The sequence below is a fragment of the Proteus sp. STS61-E genome, assembly GCF_040932335.1.
In the GTDB taxonomy this organism is placed as follows: Bacteria; Pseudomonadota; Gammaproteobacteria; order Enterobacterales; family Enterobacteriaceae; genus Proteus; species Proteus mirabilis_B.
This window is the reverse complement of the sequence record NZ_JBFQGE010000008.1, coordinates 189,081-208,916: the sequence shown is the minus strand read 5'-3', so window position 1 is coordinate 208,916 and position 19,836 is coordinate 189,081. Positions and strand designations below refer to the sequence as shown.

The following is a 19,836-nucleotide window of genomic DNA, read 5'->3' as shown; positions in this document are numbered from 1 at the left end:
AAATCTTACAGTTAATACATTTATTTTATTTAATTAATCTTATTTTTTTTAATAACATCACACTTATTTAAATATAAATATTATGAATACTGATTAATTAAATTTCTGCGGGTGTATTTCGCATTTTAACAGTGAACGTCACAACAGCAGAGGCAACCAATGCAATGATCATAAACATAAATGCACTGTCATAACTACCGCCACTGGCTTTAATTAAGAAGCCCATAACAGGTGCAGAAACAACACCCGCCATTTGACCACCGAAGTTAACAATCCCTGAAGCACGACCCATGATTTTATTCGGGATAGTATCCATTAAAATACCCCAGAACATTGCCATAGCGAAGAACATAAATAATGCTGAAATACACTGATATACAACAGCCATATCAGCACTTTCAACGGTATATGTCATATATAAGAAGCCTGCTGCAATCACTGCGGTAACCATATATAACCATTTACGCTGTGATTTACATTTATCAGAAACATAACCACCTAATAATGTACCACCAGCACCAAATAAGAATGGAATAGCCGCCATTACTCCAGTTTTAGCCAAAGAGAATTCACGAACAGTAATTAAATAACTTGGTAACCATGTTGAGAATCCCCAGAAGGTAATATCAAATAGAAACCAAATCGCTGCCATTTGCCACAATACTGGCATCTTTAAAACGTCTTTAAAAGGCACCGCTTCAACAGGTTTATCCGTTAATGTACCATCCGCCGCTAACTCATCGAGATCTTGCTGAGTAATACTTGGGTGATCTTTTGGATTATCACGAGTGAAGAAATAAATACCGGCTGCAATTAATAAACCCGGAATACCTAAAACAATAAACACCATATGCCAGCCAAAAGCACCGATAATACTCGCTGCAACAATGACAGCTAATGCTGGTCCTAAGGTATTTACTGTTGATTGAATTGCCGTTGCGCGACCACGCTCTTTAGATGGGAAATACGTTGAGATCATTTTCCAAGAGGCGGATGGAAAACAGCCTTCACCAATACCAAATAAGAATCGCACAGCAAGCATTAACGGTAATGTAAACACCATACCTGTTAAGCTGGTGAAGACTGACCACCATGCAATACCGATCGCCATGATTTTACGCGCACCAAAGCGGTCAGCTAAGAAACCACCGGGGATTTGGAATGCCGCATAACCGACAAAGAACGCACTGATTATTAAGCCTTGTTGGGTGGTATCAAGATTAAGATCACGTCCAATAAAGGGTAATGAAACACTCATTACCATTCTATCTAAGAATGAAAGTAACCATGCTAACCAAATTAAGGATAAAACGGTATAACGAGCTTTCCATGTTTTCTTCTGATGAAGGTCTGGAATAATATTTGAACTCATTTTCCTGTTCCTCAGGTAAGGGGAAACCATCACGGTTGAAAAACAACCGTGATAAACAGAGATAAGGTTTAACGTTTAAGAGCGCTATTGTGCGGCTATGCTCTTAAAACATGACCGCTACAAGCGTAACTTTCGATCCCATTAATTAATGCGATACGACCATTAACCATCACCAAGTCGATCCCTTCTGGGTATTGGTTTGGTTCAACAAACGTGCCTTTATCAATAATGGTTTCAGGATCAAACATCACAATATCTGCGGCATATCCCTCTTTAATTAAGCCTCTATCAGTTAATCGAAGGACTTCGGCAGGTTTACCTGTCATTTTGCGGATAGCTTGTTCCCAAGTGAGACATTTTTCTTCTCTGACGTATTTCCCTAAAACACGAGGGAAGGCACCGAATACACGGGGATGAGGCTTACCTGCGCCCATTAGCCCGTCAGTACATACGTTTTGTTCAGGACGACATAAGAATTTGATAACGTGTTCTTCTGTACCGTAAAAATCCACCATTCCTACCGCATTTTCTTCTTCATATAGCAGATCGAAAGTTGCGTTATACGGATCTTTTCCTCTCAATTTGCCTAGCTCTACAAGACTAAGGCCAACGGCATCTTGGTTTTTTTCTGTTTTAGAACTAGTGACATAAATATTTTCTAACCCTGCGAAATCAATAAAGTTATCCCAACCCGGAATGCCTTTTTCGATATCTTCAATCATCTTTTTACGCAGTTCAGGAGAAGCTAAGCGTTCTAATAGTTTCTCTGTACCTCCTGCGTGAACCCAAGGCGGTAAAATTACCCCAAGCATGGTACTGCCTGCCACATATGGGTATTGGTCAAAAGAGATACGGATACCCTCTTTTTGTGCTTGCTCTAACATACCGAGCATTTCGTCAATTAATCCCCAGTTTTTCTTACCGCAAACCTTCATATGGGAAATATGCAACCAAACACCTGATGCTTTGGCGATATCAATAAGTTCTTGAGTCGATTGAATAATATCGTCAGCTTCACTGCGCTGGTGAACGACAAAAATACCATTGTGTTTTGCTGTCACCTTACAAAGTTCGATCATTTCAGCAGTATCACCAAAGGCACAAGGCATATAAATCAATCCTGTTGATAAACCAAATGCCCCTGCTTTTAATTCACGCTCTAAGATCTCACACATTTTGGCGACATCTTCGCGAGTAGAAGGATTACCTTCTAATCCCATCGCTTCCATTCGAATGTTGCCATGAGGAACAAGGTAGGCAAGATTCGTTGCAGAGCCTCTGGCTTCCAACATCCCCAAGTAACCTTCGGTATTTTTAAAATGCCAATCAATGCTGTCAGAATCACCATCTAAACCCGCAATATTCTTGCGCCATGCTGAAATATATTGTTCTGGTAATGGTGCTAACGCGACACCATCTTGCCCTAACAATTCAGTCGTGATCCCTTGGCGGATTTTGGCGGATAAAGCAGGATTAAGCAGAGCAGACAGATCAGAGTGAGTATGAGTATCAATAAAACCGGGACAGACTATTTTCCCTGTTGCATCAATGATCTGATCATTTGTTTTTGCATCAAACTGACCGATTTTTATTATTTTTCCTTCATTAACCACAACATCAGCTTGAAATGCACTTGCCCCTGTTCCATCAATAACAGTGGCGTTTTTAAATATTGTTTTCATTCTGTTATTTCTCCAAAGAGCATCTGACGATTTTGTCAGATACTCTTCTAGTAAGGATTTATTTCGTAAGAATTAAAGGTGATAAAGGCTGTTCATAATGCTGTAATAACCACTCGCAGCACCTGTTAGCTGTTCAATTTCAATATATTCATCAATGGTGTGCGCCAAGTTTTCGCGGGATGGACCAAAACCAATGGTTTTAATACCCGCTTCACCTGCATAGTGGCTACCGTTAGTACAGAAAGAATATTGTGTGACGGTAGGGTTAAAGCCTGATTCATGCAGCCCTTTTAAAACGCTTTGTACATAAGGATCGCTCTCTTCTAATACCCAACCAGGGAAGAAACGTTCACCTTCAATAGTAGCCCCGGTGTAACATTTTTCAGTGCCATAGGCATAAGAGACTTTAGCTTTAAAATCAGCATCTTGAGAAGCAAGCTCATCAATCGCTTTTTGTAATGGTGCAAGCACTTGTTCTTTAGTTTCACCCACTAATAAACGGCGATCGTAAGTGGCACGGCAATACTCAGGTACAACCGAAGCACCCGGATAAGGTGATGATTTAATGTCCGTTAGTTCTAAGATCCCTTTTCCTAATACAGGATGAACTGATGGCGTTAAGGTTCTGATCTTCTCGATCAGTTTTGCCATTTTATAAACAGAGTTGATCCCTGCATCTGGATTAGCAGAGTGAGCAGGTTTACCAAAGGTTTCAACAACAATTTCAGCACGACCACGTTGCCCAATTTTGAGGTTTAATTCGGAGGCTTCACCAATCACCACATAGTCTGGTTTATAGCGCTCAGAAACGAGTCTTGCGGCAACACCTTCAAAACACTCTTCATGCACAATACAAGAGACATAAATGCGACCAGCAAAATTACGCTGATTATCTTGACCGTAAAAACCTATCGCCGAAATCATGGCTGCGACAGCACCTTTCATATCACTGGTGCCACGGCCATAAATCTTGCCGTCTTTTATTTCTGCACCATAAGGCTTTTCTTTCCAATCACGTTCACTAACCGGTACAGTGTCGATATGACCATCAAAAACAAGGGTTTTCCCTGGGTGTTGACCTATTATTCCGCCAATAATATTGCCGTATTTATCAATATGAATGTCATCAAAATCATAGTTTTTCATCATCTCTTCTATGACCTTAACAACGTTACCTTCTTCACCTGAATAGCTTTTTTGTTGGATTAATAATTGGCAATTCTTAATAACTTCATCAAATCGGTTTGCTGATAACATACTGTTCACTCCAAAAGACTTATTTGTTTTTTAAAATTGTTTGAAGCTAGGCAACTCGCCATCCCACACGATATCGCGATAACGCTCAGGATCGGTGTCACCTTCAGTGCTTATCACAAGCACTCTTGCATTCTCATCTAATCCCAGCTCTTCTTTCGCACTCTGATAAACAGGTGATTGCATCAAAATAGAGAGCAAGCCTGTTGTCACTGCGCCAGATTCACCAGAAATGATGTGCGGATCACCAGGTAAAGGGTTCCCTAAAATCCGCATTCCCCTAGTCGCGACGGCATCAGGGCAAGAGAAAAATGCCGCTGAATAATCGCGTAATAAATTCCAACCAATACTATTCGCTTCACCACAAGCAAGCCCTGCCATCACTGTTTGTAGATCTCCACCAACAGGAATAGCATCCGCTTTTCCTGATACTGCAGATTGATATAAACAGTCGGCAATACGCGCTTCAGCCACAATCACTTTCGGTGCTTGTTTGCCATAAGCCGCAGTTACCATGCCTTGCACCATACCTGCAAAAGAGCCCACACCGGCTTGCACAAAAATATGCGTCGGAGGTACTTCATGTAATTGTGCGAGAGATTCCAGCATTAAAGTGCCGTAGCCTTGCATGATCCAAAGTGGGATCTCTTCATAACCATCCCATGCAGTATCTTGAACCACTATCCAGCCGTATTTTTCAGCCATTTCAGCCGTCATTCTCACTGCATCGTCATAGTTCATATCAACGATTTCAGCGACGGCACCTTCACGCAAAATGGCGTCCAAACGTTCTTGTGACGATCCTTTGGGCATATAGACCACAGCTTTTTGCTTTAACTGTCTTGCCATCCAAGCAACACCACGTCCATGATTCCCGTCAGTGGTTGTCGCAAAAGTTACGCCATTTAACTTTTTCCTGATCTCATCACTGATCATTACCTCATAAGGTAATTCACTTATGTCCATTTCGAGGAAGTCAGCAATATGGCGTGCCATCGCATAAGCACCGCCTAGCGCTTTAAACGCTTTTAAACCAAAACGGAAAGATTCGTCTTTGAGATATAACTCACCAACCCCTAAAGTTTTGGCTAACTGGGGTAAATGAAATAACGGTGTAGGTGCGTATCCTGGAATAGTTCTGTGAAAATCCAACGCTTTGGCTAACTCTTCATAACGGAAAGGGGCAAGCTCAGCGGTTGGTTTTCGCGTAAATGAACTTTGGTTAATCAGGTACTGCAATTGCTCCTGCATGGAATTACCTCTTAATCACACTTTAAAATTCGCGATAACCCAATATCGCGATTAATCGGAATACATAGGGTTATCCCCTATATCGCAATATGTATGCCAACTCACTCAAAAAGCATTGAATAAAAACATAACAATTTGATTTTAAATATTTTTATTGTTTTAACGATTAAGAGATGAAATTAATCATGCAGAAAAGCTGTGATCTAGGCGGTTTTATTTAAGTGATAAATTATCAATAATAATAAACTGTGTGAGCTTTATACAAAAATCAAATAACTAATTAATAAATAACAATTAAATTAAACACCCAAAACAGGTGATGATAATTTATTATCAATATTGATAATTTAAGGTGAGAATGTGATGCACTCGTTGCTCAGTACCCTACAAGATGAAATTAGCAAATACACCGATGCCATTGCGGGTATCACTGGTACCGATGTTGAAATTATTGATAACAACTTAATTCGTATTGCTGGTACAGGTCGTTATCGCTATATGCTCAATCAAGATGTCTCCAGTAATGGGTATATTTATCGCCATGTACTGCAAGTTCAAAAAACCATTCTAATTGAAGATCCAAAAGAGAACGATCTCTGCCAACTATGTCAAAATCGCCTGACTTGTACCGAAGAGCTTGATCTAAATGCGCCAATTTTCCTTAATAATCAAGTTATTGGTGTTATTGGCATTATCTGCTCTAATCGGGAACAAAAAAAATTTCTGATGAAACAAAAACAGGCTTTTATTACCTTTATTGAACAATTTTCAGAGATGATCTCAAGTCGCGTTTTTGAATGCCTTGAAAGGCTTAGAGAGCAAGAACGATTTGGCACTTTCCGTAACTTGATTGATGTAATGGATAGAGGTGTTATTGCGATCGATAGCCAAGGCAAAATTTGGCACGCCAATCTTTCTGCTTTGCGCTTTTTTGATTGTGAATTGATTGGTCAATCTCTCGATATTCAGATGACAGGCGATATTCTTTATGGCGATGAAGAAGCATGGCTGATATTAAACCAACAACGCTATCATGTTCTGTGTAAAAAAATTACGTTTTCATCGGTTGATAATGACCAACTCAGCATGGTTATTTTTCATGATGCTCGTGATTATATGACACAAATAAATACCCTCTCTGTTGATGAAAATCCCCACTCCCCTTTAATTGGTAACTCACAAAATATGCTTCAATTAAAAAGCATGTTAAGCAAAGTCGCCGTTAGTCACGCCAGCGTACTTATCACCGGAGAAAGCGGTTCAGGTAAAGAAGTGGTTGCTTACACTATTCACCAACAAAGCCTACGCACAAAACAGCCTTTTATTACCATTAACTGTGCAGCTATTCCAGAACAACTACTAGAAAGTGAGCTCTTTGGCTATGTACGTGGTGCATTTAGTGGCGCTGATCCTAAGGGGCGTATTGGTAAATTTGAATTAGCACATGGTGGAAGCCTATTCCTAGATGAAATTGGGGATATGCCTTTGCATCTACAAGCCAAGCTTTTACGTGTACTCCAAGAAAAAAGTATCACTCGTGTTGGCTCTAATAATATGATCAATATCGATGTGAGGATCATTGCCGCCACCAATAAAGATCTGCGTGAAATGGTAAATAAAGGGCAATTTCGTGAAGATCTGTTTTATCGTCTGAATGTTGTTCCGATCCATACTCCCGCATTACGTGATCATCGGGAAGACATTGCAGAGCTTGCGCAATTTTTTGCCGACGATTTAGCATTAACTTACCAGCGGCCTGCGGCGAAGATCCCTAACTCTATTATTAACTACTTATATTCCTATGATTGGCCCGGCAATATTAGAGAGCTACGCAATGTGATTGAATATATGTATGTTATGCAAGGCGATACCGTTGATTTAAATCTCAGTCACCTTCCACCTTATTTGTTAGAAACTCCTCATTCTGATCCTTTAGAAAAAGAAAAAACCAGTGGTATCTATACTGAAGCTAAAACAGACAATAGAAATAAAACTCAATCATTACACACACAAGAACTTCTCAAAACTAAAAGCTTAACATCAGAATATCAAACCATTATGAGCATATTAGAAAAAACGGGAACAACATTAGAAGGAAAGAAAAAAGCAGCTGAAATTTTAGGAATAAGCATTGCGACTCTATATAGAAAAATGAAAGCTCAGTAAAATGTATTTAATATGAGTGTTTTCATATTTAAGACACCGAATATGGGGTTAAATAAAAAACGGACAAAGGAAATTATTAATAATAATTATTCCCACTAATACTGTTTTCATTATTATTAGGAACTCTTCTTTTAATGATTGGTTTTTATAAAGTATTGTCATTAATACAATTTAATTTTAATTCTATTTGTAACAAAATATATTTTCCTTAAAGTAAATTTAAACTATCCCCTCTTATCCTTAATTCCCCTCAAAAACATAATCAAATGAAAAATAACAAGAAAAAAATTATCTTTTATTATCTTGTTAATGAATTTTACCTATTACATAAGAGAATTTTGTAACACTGTGCATGAGACATAGCCAAATAAACACCATAGAATTCGCTTGTACACAAAATTGAAGTCATTTTATATATCCAGAATTAGTATTAATTATAAAAAACAAAGTAATAAAAATTGACTGTGAATTTTATGATTAATACTAAAAGCTATTTTATTTAAGATTATATTTTTATTAGTTTTATCTATTTAAAGTGCTTGCATTACCTGGTGACTTTAGTGGATTTATATACTGTAACAATAAACTAATCTTAGAATAAATAGCACTTAATATGATTTATTAAATACTATTTATATCAATCACTAGGGGTTAACATGCCTATTTTAACAAAAAAATTACTTCCAATGGCTTTCGTTATTTCTGCAATAACGGCAAGTGCTACAGTTTCTGCTGAAGAACAAACTGGTCAGATTTCTTTTACTGGCTTAATTTATTCATCGACTTGTACTATTGATATTAATGGCACAGGTTCTGATGGTAACGTTAATATGGGGCGTTACGCGACCAGTGAATTTGATGACGCAGGTAGCGAAGTTGGTGGAACAGCGGGTAATGGTAAATTAGATATCTCTTTAATTAATTGCCCACCACAAGGTAAAGTTAAATTAAAATTATCAGGTAAAGCTGATGATAGTTCCGATCAAATTTTAGCATTAGATAATCCAAATGATCCTAATACCGCTAAAAATGTCGGTATCCATCTTTATGATTATGACGATCTGGCTAATCCTTACCGCATCAATTTTACTGAAGAGTATGAGATTAAAGATACTGGCGATCTTAAATCCAAAACTCTCTCTTTTATTGCCAAATATGTTAGTACTGATGATGACGTTGAAGCAGGTCGTGCTGATGCAACATTAAATTACACCCTGACTTATCAATAATAAATAAATGCAGGTTAATTACTATATTAACCTGCATCTATTAAAGAGGTATTTATCGATGCTATTTAAAAAAACACTTTTAGGATTAGGGCTAATAATTAGCTCAATCACATCTTGTTTTGCTGGATTTGGATTAGAAACAACACGTGTTGTTTATAATGAAACAAATAATAATGAAGGTTTTGTCGCCTTTAATGGCGATAAAAATACTAATTATTTATTACAGTCTTGGGTCGAAGATCTTAATGGTAAACTCACTCAAGATTTTGTTATTACTCCACCATTAATTAAATTAATGGCACAGCAAAAAAATACATTACAAGTGACTAAAAATACCACTTTGCCTAATGATATTGAATCTATGTATTGGATAAATGTTAAATTTGTCGCACCAAGTAATGAAAATTTAGAGAATGTTCTTCGCTATTCCCTAACCAATAGGATCAAGCTAATTTACAGACCTCAATCCCTTAAAGATGTAAATATTGAAAAAGAAATCAAAGAGTTAAAATGGAACGCGAAAAATAATAGCCTTGTGGTATCAAACAACTCACCTTATTTTATCAATATTGGAAAACTTATTATTGATGGAAAAGAGATTGAAAAAATACCTAGCTTTCTATCACCAAAATCAGAAACATCCATTAGCGTAAATAAAACACTTTCTGGTAAAGAAAAAATAAAATTATTTTATATCGATGATTTTGGAAAAAGCCTGACAATGGAATTCTCATTATAATAAGAGATATTATTCAATATGAAAAAGACAATGGATAATTATTTTAAAAAATCATCACTTCATTTATTTGTTGTTGGTACTTTATTAGCTTCTTTTAACATATCAGCAAACGATTATTATCCAGCCAACCTATTAAATATTGAAGGAAGCACACAACAAGTCACTAATGAAGATCTCAATGTCTTTAGAGAGAATAGCATCGCTCCAGGGCTCTATACAGTAACACTTTTTGTAAATAACAATCGTATATCAACCCGTGAACTTAATTTTATTCTCATGGAAGATGAGGGTAATAATAAAATATTAGCCCCTCGTCTTTCAGCTGAAGAGTGGTATAAAGCAGGCATAGACCTTCCTCATGATGTGATTAATAAAAACAAAAATAGTGATTTTATTAATCTCAACGATATCAACAATGCAAGTGGTTATTTAGATTTAAATAGAAAACAGTATGTTTTAACACTGCCACAGTTATATGTTAACGAAGATAGATTAAAAGAGAATGAAATAAAAAATTGGGATTCAGGTATTCCTGCATTATTAGTTAACTATGCCTTATCTTCATTCAATAGCCGTAGTCATGGTAATACAACAGACAGTTATTATGGCAATATTCAAACCCAAGTTAATTTAGGTCCTTGGCGTTTTAATAATTATTCAACATGGACGAAAAATGAAAATGGCGATAAAAAATGGAATACATTAAGTAATGTTCTTTCTAGAGCAATTACCAGCATTAATAGTGAATTAATGATTGGTGATCTCTATTCCTCTTCACAACTATTTGATTCAGTAAAATTTAGAGGTATTAAACTCGTCACTGATAGATTGATGACACCGACACAAAACAGAACCTATGCACCTAGTGTTTCTGGCATTGCCAATACAGAGTCCGTTGTCACTATCACCCAAAATGGCCAAGTGATTTATAAGCGTAGCGTACCTGCTGGTCCTTTTAATATCACCGATTATTACCCAATGAACAGTGGCGGTGATTTATATGTCAGCGTGATTGAAGCCGATGGCTCTGAAAAGAATTTCATTGTGCCTTTTTCTTCTATTGCCAATCTTGAAAGAAAAGGTGAAATAAAATATAGCTTTTCAACTGGTAAATATGACGGCAATAACAGTGGTGATGGGGCTTATGTTGTTCAAACCGAAGCTTTCTATGGTTTAACTGATTACGTCACTCTTTATGGTGGTGTACTTCTCGGCGAAAAATATCAATCTGTTGGTGTTGGTACAGGGGTAAATTTAGGGAGCTATGGCGCGATCACTACCGATTTACTATACGCCAAATCTTCCACTAACAATGGCAATGATTCATTGCATGGCAACGCATTTAGAGTAAATTATTCTAAAAATATATCAATAACCGATACAACGCTTTCGTTAGTTGGTTATCGTCATTTTGATGCTAACTTTCTTAACTTTGCGCAAGCGATGGAGCACAAGGATACAAAATACAATCCACGCGATGGATTGAAAAATGAGTATACACTCTCTATTAACCAGCCTTTATTTTCTAATAATGCTTCAATTAATTTAAATTCTGTTATTTATAAGTATGTGAGTGGCAAAACTGTTCATTCTTATAATGCAGGCTTTAACAGCGCGATTAATAAAATTAACTATAGTGTTTATTACACTTATTATGATGGCAGTCGCTATAACGATAATAATAAAAATAGCCACGATTTAAGCATGAATATCAGCATTCCTTTTTCATTGCATGAGAACTACATTTGGGCAAATTACGGTATATCGACCAATAATGATAACCAAGTATTACAAACCGCGCGTTTAAGTGGCACCTATGGTGATAAAAACCAAGCAAATTGGGATGTTTATCAAGGGTATGGCAATAAAGGTGTTAATTATAGTGGTGGTTTAAATGGCTCTTATAAAGCCCAAAGTGCTGTTGTTAATGCCGGTTACTCATATACGCAAGATAAGCAAAATATCAACTATGGTATTAGTGGTGCATTAGTTGCAACACAATATGGCGCGGTGTTTGCACCGTCATTACAACAGACGAATGCGTTAATTTTAACCAAAGATACTTCAGGTGTAGAAGTGATTAATGGTCAATCTATTAAAACTAATAATATTGGATTAGCTGTTGTTTCTGGTATGTCTCCTTACCAAAAAAATAGTATTAGCGTTAACACTAATTCAATCCCAAGTAATACTGAAATCTCGAACAATATTATTAGTAATATTATTCCGACTAAAGGGGCATTAGTGTTAGCAGATTTCGATGCTAAAAAAGGATTTAAATTCCTACTGACATTACAAACTCCGGATAAGAGTACCATCCCAATGGGAGCTAAAGCCGAAATTGATAACGATGATACGCAATTAGTCGCAAGCTTCCATCAACTCTATTTTGTTGCCAATAAACCGCAGGGCAATATTCAAGTTTCATGGACAATTAATGGCGAGCAAAAAAGCTGCCATGCAACCTATGATATTGATAATAAAACTCCCGTTAATGGCTTATATATTTTAGATACTGAGTGTAAATAAGGAAATAAAATGACTAACTTAAAAAATAAGATGAATAAATTACTATTTCTAATTTTTACTCTTAGTTTATCTTCTCTCTCTTTTTACAGCCATGCGGCTCCTGATTGTGTCAATAACGGGGGGATTAAACATGGCACGATGGATGCCAGAGGTGGCACCATTGAACTAAAAGGAATGATTAAAAAGAATCAAGAAGTAGCTCGTTTTACATTTAAGCGTGATGGCTCTGATGTTGCAGTCGCAGATTGCCCAGATGGTGCTGAGTTCTATGCTTATGCAACATATAGCGAAGCTAGCGGGGTTATACCAAGTTACTATATGGATATTGACGGCAGACCTGCATATTATGTTGTACGCAAACCTAATACCGGTTTAGATGATTATGCTTATGTTCTTATTGAGAATGAATCTGGTCTTTCATTTAGAAGCCAACCAGGACAAGAAGTCCCTGTAAATGCGCCCAAACTTAATACAAGAGATGCTACGGTAATTGTTTATGCGACTAAAGATAACCCTAAATCACAGCGTTTTACGACTCAATATATTGGCTCGATATTAATTAATCGCTTTAATTCTGGTGGTGGAACAACGGCAGTTGGTTTTAGTTATCGTTTATCTGTAAATATTATTAGTGCGCCAACATCTTGCAGTGCTGAAAATACAGATCTTGAGATGAACTTACCTAAGATGCCTATTACTGCATTTTCTGATATCGGTTTTCCACGCGATAATCAATATGCTGAAGATCATCTCAGAATAAATTGCACAGGTGATGCCTCCGCTAAAATAAAATTAATGGCTCACAACACCACAAGTTATGAGGGGCAAAAGACAATTATCAAACCCGATAATGAAGGTAATAGTGATAATGCCAAAGGTGTCGGTTTTGTGGTTTCATCTCCTTCCAGTGGCGATACCGTCTTAATTAATAATCAGTTTGTAAAACTTGCTGATTTAGCCAGTGGTATTAATAACGTTCCATTAAAAGCTGAATATTATCGCTATGGCGATGAGGTAAAACCCGGCAAACTCAGTGCTTCCGCAAACTTTGTGTTGGAGTTTGATTAATTAAATACACGATAAGCAAGCCAAGTTAAAAATTAAACGCACAGATTAATAATGCCATTAAATTAGATTTAATGGCGTTTTTTTATTAGTAATTATGTTGGTGTTTTATTTTTAACTGTATGTTAAACACTATCATTTATATTATTTAGAAATAACCACTCACTCAAATGGAGTGTTATTTAACCAAATAGTTAAAAATAACTTGTTAATTATCTTTATCCAGCCAATAATAAAATTTCACTTAAGTCAGAAAAAGGAATTTACATGGCTACTGGATATTTTTTACGGGTAGGTGATAAAACAACCTGTGGTGGTCAAATAATAACAGGTGATGATACTTTTAGGTTTTATGGTGCCTCCGCAGCACGCGAAGGCGATCTAGTCACCTGTGGTAAACATTCTGGAACTTACCAAATACTGGGTGGTATTAGTTATGTTTTGGGAAATAATCGCCGTATTGCGGGAACCATAGACAGCTTTAGTTCCTGCCCTTGCAAAGCAAAACTCATTAATTCTATTCAAGATTGTTATATAACCGAATCATCAAGAAAACCTAGCACTCGTACAGAAAACAGTCTGACCAATGAAGCTAACACGACAACAGAACAGCCACATCATATCCGGTATCTCTGTACTGATGATAACAATCTTCCATTAGCAAATTATGAGTATCACCTCTACCTTGATGACAATCAGTCTGTTACAGGTATCACTGACTCTGAAGGTTATACCTCATGGCATCAAACAAAATCTGCCAATAATGTCTTTATACACATATTAAAGGATTAAATATGGCCGTATATTCTATATATACAAAAATCGAATCAAATGTTCCTGCCGATAATTTACTTTATGATTTGTCTATTTATCGAATGGATGAAAATAAAAAGAAATTTTATTTACTTCCCCTCGTTTCACAACAATCTCTGCAATCCAATTATGAGACATTAAAACATCAAACAGTGGATACTGACGATCCCCTTATTACTACTTATATCGTTGAGATAATGCTATATAGAAAAAATATGCTTCTAACTCAGCAAGCCCTTAAAGAACCTTTTAGACGGTTATATACCTTAGACGATTTAGCATCAGGCAAAGCTTGTTCAGAGAAAAAAAGAGAAAATGCTTGTTATTTCGAATCAAGTGGGCAAACAAAACCAGCTAATGAAGGTGATAACACCATTAAATTGCAACTTACTGTGCCTGAAAGGCAATTTATTGCAAAAGAATATCCCATAGGAAGTACTAAAGATCCGTTTGAAAAAAGCCTATTTGAATTTGAATTACTTCAGCGAATGGATCATTTTGATTATCCCAATCAAGGAGGAACAAGCTTGTGTGGGCCTGCTGCATTTTTTTATTGTCTGCTAAGAGATAGACCTGATATCTATGAACAAGCAGCAAAAGAGCTATGGCAATATGGTACAACTAAGATTGGCAACTTAAAAATAATACCAAGTAAAGGATGTAAAAAGCCAAGAGGTCGATTTCATTCAGGGGAAAAAATTAATGGCATCAAAGGGTTGGACTGGGTTACATTAGCTAGTTTACGAGATTCTGAAAATAGCATTATGAGTTATAGCGAAGTTAGTGATCGAGCTGCTGGTATCACATTTCCTGCCACATTATTTGATTGGTTCGAAAAAGCTGGATATACCAAAATAGATAATAAAACCACCCTCTCACATTCCAATCTTGAAGATATTATAGAATTAAATAACTATTTCAAAGATGGGTATACAATTGTATCTTTAATTTCTGCTGGAATGCTTGACAGGGCAGATGGTGATACTTCATGGAAGAATCATTGGATTGTTTGGAATGATGTACTCCGTGATACAGGAACACAAGATGTAACATTAGATACAGATCTTAATGTTTTTGTTAATTTAGATATGTTTTCTTGGGGAGAGGTACAAAAACAAGTATTACCATATAAAACGTTAGCGTACTTTTTACAACACACTTATGGCGCCTTAATATTTAAGAGAATAATTTAAATGAAAAATATAATTTTTATTTTGGCTCTTTTATTAATTGGTTGTGGCAATCCAACACCTAAAGTGACGCCTGATAAATTACCTAATGCAGTTGTGGATCATCCTTATTCTGAGTTAGTTTATATTTCGAATGGAGTAATAGATCGTAAAACAATAGATATAGTCATAACACCTGGCAACTCAGGTTTAACATGGACACCAAAAATCACTTACTACAGATGGGGTAATGATATTGAAAAAAGTGAAAATTTTCACCAAATATCAATTCATGGCACACCAATTCAAAAAGGAAAAATTAAAATTAATATCGAAGGATTTACCTATGGAACAATGTATGCTGGAAAAGAATTTAATAAACTTTATGAAATAAATGTTGAATGAATAATTTAACTTTTTCATGATATAAGTAGAGTTTCAATTCATCTTAAATATTCATAATACTTAAGACCCGCCAATTTCTGGAGTGTTTGAAAGAGCTTAAGGTGAGACTTCATGGAAGAATCATTGTTTTTTTGGCTGGTCCTATTTCTGATGAAAATGGTAAAAATATAAATTTAGATAATAGTCTTAATACAATAGCTAATTTTAAATCTTTTTCTTGGGAGGAAGTTAGATGGCACGTAAAAAAAGGAAAAACATTAAATATATCTTAGAACATATATTTGGTGCACTTATTTTTAAGAAGATAATCTAATATGGGATTTATTATTTACATTTTATTCCTTTTATTAATTGGTTATGGCAATCCAACACCTAAAGTGATACCTAATAAATTACCTAACGCAGTTGTGGATCATCCTTATTCTGAGTTAATTCAGATATCTGGTGGTGCATTAAATAAAAAATGCGTAGAAATTATAATAACCCCAAAAAACTCCGGTTTAGAGTGGAAACCTAAAGTTTCTTATCAAAAATGAGGAAGTAAAGTTAAAAAAGATAAAGATCTTCATAATATTACAATTTATGGCACCCCCTATAAAAAAGGTGTCATTACAATCTCTGTATTTCACTCATCCTTAGAGACTATGTATTTAGGTAAAAAATCGACAATGTTTATAAAGTCACGATAAACTAATCAATAACTTACTCATTTTTCTTTATTACTATGATTATTAGACGATTATTTTTTATATTAATTTTTTTTTACTAACTTCATGCAGTTTTTCAGGCAATAAAATAACTTATTTTCCTGATAATGAGATATTAAATGACGCTATGGTTGGAGTACCTTATTCTCAAAAAATTACTATATTAGGAGGACCAGTTATTGGTGGTGTGCACAGAAATATTGGTTTTATCTCACCCAATAATTCAGGTCTTTTCCTTCGTAATTGTGAACGCCCGAGATCTTCTACCGTAGGTAATACTGACACTATAACTCATGATTATAATTGCGTAGAAATATATGGAACACCGACAAATGCTGGAATGATAAAAGTCACTATTGGTGGTGCCACATATCCAAGTATGATTGTTGCCTCAAAAGAATTTAGTAGGGATTATATTGTTAATGTGGGTTTAGTTGAGTAACTAATTGTGGAAATAGAATTATCGTAACGCGTTGTACTCTATGAATATAAGTAGCTTTTACTAAGTTAACCTTTTGATGACTGATTTTTCTTTTCTATTTTATTTTATTTTATTTTATTTTATTTTATTTTATTTTATTTTATTTTATTTTATTTTATTTTATTTTATTTTATTTTATTCAGTAATAAAACACACTACATGATTCTAAAAACATACCTACACACTTCCGTTTTAGTATCATAATCCACCACACATAAAGCATTGTTCACCGTATTTTCTCTCATTGGTGTTCTAGACTTCTGAACTGATAGATGTGTTTTAAGATCTTAATAGCTTGTCAGCTTAAAAATGCTAAATAAGGAGTGTATATTTTTGATCTTCAATGAGAGTATTTAAACTCCTTAATATCACTTCACGTTCAACTGGAGATACTTTGAATAACTGGAAGGTAGGTAACACTCTATAAAACATAAATTTCAGGCATAAAAAAAGACGCTTTTAACCTCTGATTTTTGGTGCGAAGGCCGGACTCGCTTTTTATAGGCAATGCATTGTTTTTATTTGATATAAATTTAAAGATAATTTTTTGTATACTTAAATGTATACTCAGTGGTTTTACATGAGATAAGAAAAAATTCAGACACTGATAGACATAATTTATTTAGACCCGATATTTATAGCGAAATATGGCAGTATGAACTTATTCAAAGTAAAAATTAAGGGTCAAAATGAAATTAGTTGCAAATGGCTTAAATAAGCAATTTTTCAAATCATTATTACCTCCTTCAGGAACTGAGCTAGATGGTGTCGTTGCAGCAATTGCGTATGGTGATGATAGAACAGAACTATTGCAACATTGCATAGATAACAAGTTTCGATTAGATATCTGGATGCGTTATGACCACACAGTACCAGTTGCTCCCAGTTTCCTAACAAAGCTCCTGAAAAATACAAAAAACAATATTTTTTGTAAACTAGTCCCGGACGCATTACACAGCAAAATTATCTGGTGGAAAGGATATGGTGCTTATATAGGTTCAGCGAATCTCACTAACCGTGCATGGTATTCAAATATAGAAGCTGGTGTTTTCTTTACCGAAAGTGATCTAGTTAACTCTGGTATGCTAGAACAATTAACAGAATTTTTTGATAATCTAGAATCTTTGGATGTATGTTTTGATTTAAATGAAAATATAATTCAAGAACAGAAAAAATTTTTAGAACTTGAAAAGCAGAAAAAAAATGAAGAAGAAAAAATAAAATCAAAAAGAGAAATGCCTTTTTGGGAAGGTGTAAGCTTTATTGATAAAAAAAAATCAAAAGATAAATTGAAAGAGAATTTCAAAAAAGAATGGGAAAGTGCACTATTTATAATTAAAAATATTGCAGCACAAATTGATAAGTACCGGCCTACTTGGGTTGCAGAAGACACACCACTTTTTTGGCAAACAGATCAATTTCTACATGCGTACTATTATAATAAAGTAAAACAGAATGATAATACCTATCCTTATGAGGAACTCTACCAAATGAATAGTAGAAATCCTCAGGCAGCGCTAACAGATATGCTATCATGGTGGAAAAATTTACCTGCCCCACCATCAAATGAAAATGATAATCTGCAAATCAAGGCACCACTAATACGTCAAAGCTTACAGCGTAGTAATATTCAAAGCCTGAAAGAAAATGATCTTCTGAATATTATACATTCTACCCATGCGACAATGGATCATTTGATAAAAATGAGTTCAGAATCTCTAGGGGAACCAAACAAGAAAACGTTGACAAGAAATGAACGTTTACCTTTATATACGAAATGGTTGATAAGCCAACGCAATCAAAAAGGTCAAAATATTTTTGAACTTCTTGAATTTGTTTTATATGGCGATAAAGCTGAAAACATATGGGAACGAATATATCTTGCAGGAAAGGATGAAGATTATAAATTTGCTCATTATGGAATTAACTCTATTGCTGAAGTTGCAGGATGGGCTAAACCTGAAGATACTCCACCTAGAAATGGAAGAACAAACAAAGCACTTAGAGCATTAGGATACCCCGTAAAAATTAATATATAATTTTTCGATAAATGAATTGGCACTGATACTCAATATCCAACTCGGTGCCAATATATTTGAAGCATACACTAATAACACTGAGTTATTATAAACAATTCACACTACCTAAAACATTCATACATTTTTTCAGTCATCACCCATAGCGCCTTATTCAATTTGATATCCCCATCAATGCCATTCACAGAACGCGTGCGAGCACGCTTACCCTTAGCATTACGTCCTGATAGACCTCCTTTAATTAGATTCTCCTGCAAACGTTGATACACCGTCCACAGATCATCTTTTTTATCTTCCCAACGACGAGGTTGTAACACTTGTTCTTCTGTAATCGGTTGATAATCCTCACCAAAACGATAGGTCAAAGCTGCATGTGCTAAGGCTTGCTGTGCTGGTGGAGGTAACATGAGAGATTGCATCTGTTCACGTTTTTCAGCAACCGCATCAAAGGTCTCTAGTACTTCATAAGCGCCTTCAATCACTTTACCGACGACATCTCCTTTATGGGGTACACGTACTTCACCAAAGGTATCGCCGCAAACCAAACCATTCTGACATACTGCTCTAAATAAGCCCGGTAACATTTGATAACTGCTTGAGCCATCATGACTGTTAAGTAAGATGATTTCAGGCACTTGTATTCCTGTAATTTGGTCATGACGACGTAGGCGTAACACATGCTTGGTATGCTCCCGACGACTCACATCACGCACTCGAGTTTGACAAGCAAAGAAGGGATAAAAGCCTTCTTTTTGAAGGCTATCAAGTAATGTAATGGTTGGGATATAGGTGTAACGCTCACTTCTCGACTCATGTTTTTCTTCAGAGAAAACACTGGGTACAGTACGGAATAATTCTTCAATGGTTAACGGCCGGTCACGACGAATGCTATTCCCCGCACCAAAGCGGGAAGCTAAACGAGTCATAATGAATTTCCT

Annotated in this window: 17 protein-coding genes; 12 read left to right on the top strand and 5 right to left on the bottom strand. The window is 35.7% G+C overall.

Annotated features, from left to right (window positions below):
* Positions 1-97: 97 nt before the first annotated feature.
* From AB4J89_RS17385 to dpaL, 4 genes are all read right to left on the bottom strand, one after another.
* Positions 98-1,372, bottom strand: coding sequence for an MFS transporter (locus AB4J89_RS17385; RefSeq protein WP_088493928.1), 1,275 nt, complete (start codon positions 1,370-1,372; stop codon positions 98-100).
* Between the two features lie 95 nt (positions 1,373-1,467).
* Positions 1,468-3,054 (bottom strand): amidohydrolase family protein, encoded by a 1,587-nt coding sequence (locus AB4J89_RS17380; RefSeq protein WP_198795194.1) that lies wholly within the window; start codon positions 3,052-3,054, stop codon positions 1,468-1,470.
* 72 nt (positions 3,055-3,126) lie between these two features.
* Positions 3,127-4,311 carry a YgeY family selenium metabolism-linked hydrolase gene (locus AB4J89_RS17375; RefSeq protein WP_088493930.1) on the bottom strand — a complete coding sequence of 395 codons (1,185 nt, stop codon included), beginning with the start codon at positions 4,309-4,311 and terminating at the stop codon, positions 3,127-3,129.
* 30 nt (positions 4,312-4,341) lie between these two features.
* Positions 4,342-5,559 (bottom strand): diaminopropionate ammonia-lyase, encoded by a 1,218-nt coding sequence (gene dpaL / locus AB4J89_RS17370; RefSeq protein ID WP_088493931.1) that lies wholly within the window; start codon positions 5,557-5,559, stop codon positions 4,342-4,344.
* Between the two features lie 363 nt (positions 5,560-5,922).
* Here dpaL and AB4J89_RS17365 point away from each other — a divergent pair, with 363 nt between their 5' ends.
* The 12 genes from AB4J89_RS17365 (at position 5,923) to AB4J89_RS17310 (ending at position 18,901) form a co-directional block, all read left to right on the top strand.
* Positions 5,923-7,725 (top strand): sigma-54 interaction domain-containing protein, encoded by a 1,803-nt coding sequence (locus AB4J89_RS17365; RefSeq protein WP_368470104.1) that lies wholly within the window; start codon positions 5,923-5,925, stop codon positions 7,723-7,725.
* 656 nt (positions 7,726-8,381) lie between these two features.
* The gene (locus AB4J89_RS17360; RefSeq protein ID WP_368470101.1) at positions 8,382-8,954 is read left to right on the top strand and encodes a fimbrial protein; all 573 of its coding nucleotides are present in this window, start codon (positions 8,382-8,384) and stop codon (positions 8,952-8,954) included.
* 58 nt (positions 8,955-9,012) lie between these two features.
* Positions 9,013-9,693: a molecular chaperone gene (locus AB4J89_RS17355; protein ID WP_368470099.1), complete on the top strand. Its 681-nt coding sequence runs from the start codon at positions 9,013-9,015 to the stop codon at positions 9,691-9,693.
* An 18-nt stretch (positions 9,694-9,711) separates the two neighbouring features.
* Positions 9,712-12,222 (top strand): fimbria/pilus outer membrane usher protein, encoded by a 2,511-nt coding sequence (locus tag AB4J89_RS17350; RefSeq protein WP_368470097.1) that lies wholly within the window; start codon positions 9,712-9,714, stop codon positions 12,220-12,222.
* Between the two features lie 9 nt (positions 12,223-12,231).
* Positions 12,232-13,290, top strand: a complete 1,059-nt coding sequence (locus AB4J89_RS17345; RefSeq protein ID WP_194951689.1) for a fimbrial protein — start codon at positions 12,232-12,234, stop codon at positions 13,288-13,290.
* Positions 13,291-13,554: 264 nt separating this feature from the next.
* On the top strand, positions 13,555-14,079 hold the full coding sequence (locus AB4J89_RS17340) for a PAAR domain-containing protein (RefSeq protein WP_368470094.1): 525 nt from the start codon (positions 13,555-13,557) through the stop codon (positions 14,077-14,079).
* Positions 14,080-14,081: 2 nt separating this feature from the next.
* Positions 14,082-15,293 (top strand): hypothetical protein, encoded by a 1,212-nt coding sequence (locus tag AB4J89_RS17335; protein ID WP_368470092.1) that lies wholly within the window; start codon positions 14,082-14,084, stop codon positions 15,291-15,293.
* The gene (locus tag AB4J89_RS17330; RefSeq protein ID WP_088493936.1) at positions 15,294-15,674 is read left to right on the top strand and encodes a hypothetical protein; all 381 of its coding nucleotides are present in this window, start codon (positions 15,294-15,296) and stop codon (positions 15,672-15,674) included.
* An 86-nt stretch (positions 15,675-15,760) separates the two neighbouring features.
* Entirely contained in the window at positions 15,761-15,946 is a 186-nt protein-coding gene (locus AB4J89_RS17325; RefSeq protein WP_368470090.1) for a hypothetical protein, read from the top strand.
* Between the two features lie 42 nt (positions 15,947-15,988).
* On the top strand, positions 15,989-16,210 hold the full coding sequence (locus AB4J89_RS17320; protein ID WP_368470088.1) for a hypothetical protein: 222 nt from the start codon (positions 15,989-15,991) through the stop codon (positions 16,208-16,210).
* 298 nt (positions 16,211-16,508) lie between these two features.
* Positions 16,509-16,823 carry a hypothetical protein gene (locus AB4J89_RS17315; protein WP_311755589.1) on the top strand — a complete coding sequence of 105 codons (315 nt, stop codon included), beginning with the start codon at positions 16,509-16,511 and terminating at the stop codon, positions 16,821-16,823.
* 728 nt (positions 16,824-17,551) lie between these two features.
* On the top strand, positions 17,552-18,901 hold the full coding sequence (locus tag AB4J89_RS17310) for a phospholipase D family protein (RefSeq protein ID WP_349420688.1): 1,350 nt from the start codon (positions 17,552-17,554) through the stop codon (positions 18,899-18,901).
* Positions 18,902-19,002: 101 nt separating this feature from the next.
* Here AB4J89_RS17310 and AB4J89_RS17305 read toward each other — a convergent pair whose 3' ends face one another.
* A complete protein-coding gene (locus AB4J89_RS17305; protein WP_368470085.1) occupies positions 19,003-19,824 on the bottom strand; it encodes a DUF932 domain-containing protein in 822 nt (273 codons plus the stop codon).
* Between the last annotated feature and the right edge of the window lie 12 nt (positions 19,825-19,836).

Bases quoted from the DNA above. Each gene is read 5' to 3' on its own strand.
- AB4J89_RS17385 (WP_088493928.1), bottom strand. From the start codon at position 1,372: ATGAGTTCAAATATTATTCCAGACCTTCATCAGAAGAAAACATGGAAA.
- dpaL (WP_088493931.1), bottom strand. From the start codon at position 5,559: ATGCAGGAGCAATTGCAGTACCTGATTAACCAAAGTTCATTTACGCGA.
- AB4J89_RS17350 (WP_368470097.1), top strand. From the start codon at position 9,712: ATGAAAAAGACAATGGATAATTATTTTAAAAAATCATCACTTCATTTA.
- AB4J89_RS17330 (WP_088493936.1), top strand. From the start codon at position 15,294: ATGAAAAATATAATTTTTATTTTGGCTCTTTTATTAATTGGTTGTGGC.
- AB4J89_RS17345 (WP_194951689.1), top strand. From the start codon at position 12,232: ATGACTAACTTAAAAAATAAGATGAATAAATTACTATTTCTAATTTTT.
- AB4J89_RS17335 (WP_368470092.1), top strand. From the start codon at position 14,082: ATGGCCGTATATTCTATATATACAAAAATCGAATCAAATGTTCCTGCC.
- AB4J89_RS17355 (WP_368470099.1), top strand. From the start codon at position 9,013: ATGCTATTTAAAAAAACACTTTTAGGATTAGGGCTAATAATTAGCTCA.
- AB4J89_RS17375 (WP_088493930.1), bottom strand. From the start codon at position 4,311: ATGTTATCAGCAAACCGATTTGATGAAGTTATTAAGAATTGCCAATTA.
- AB4J89_RS17380 (WP_198795194.1), bottom strand. From the start codon at position 3,054: ATGAAAACAATATTTAAAAACGCCACTGTTATTGATGGAACAGGGGCA.
- AB4J89_RS17340 (WP_368470094.1), top strand. From the start codon at position 13,555: ATGGCTACTGGATATTTTTTACGGGTAGGTGATAAAACAACCTGTGGT.
- AB4J89_RS17360 (WP_368470101.1), top strand. From the start codon at position 8,382: ATGCCTATTTTAACAAAAAAATTACTTCCAATGGCTTTCGTTATTTCT.
- AB4J89_RS17365 (WP_368470104.1), top strand. From the start codon at position 5,923: ATGCACTCGTTGCTCAGTACCCTACAAGATGAAATTAGCAAATACACC.
- AB4J89_RS17315 (WP_311755589.1), top strand. From the start codon at position 16,509: ATGGTTGGAGTACCTTATTCTCAAAAAATTACTATATTAGGAGGACCA.
- AB4J89_RS17305 (WP_368470085.1), bottom strand. From the start codon at position 19,824: ATGACTCGTTTAGCTTCCCGCTTTGGTGCGGGGAATAGCATTCGTCGT.
- AB4J89_RS17310 (WP_349420688.1), top strand. From the start codon at position 17,552: ATGAAATTAGTTGCAAATGGCTTAAATAAGCAATTTTTCAAATCATTA.
- AB4J89_RS17320 (WP_368470088.1), top strand. From the start codon at position 15,989: ATGGGATTTATTATTTACATTTTATTCCTTTTATTAATTGGTTATGGC.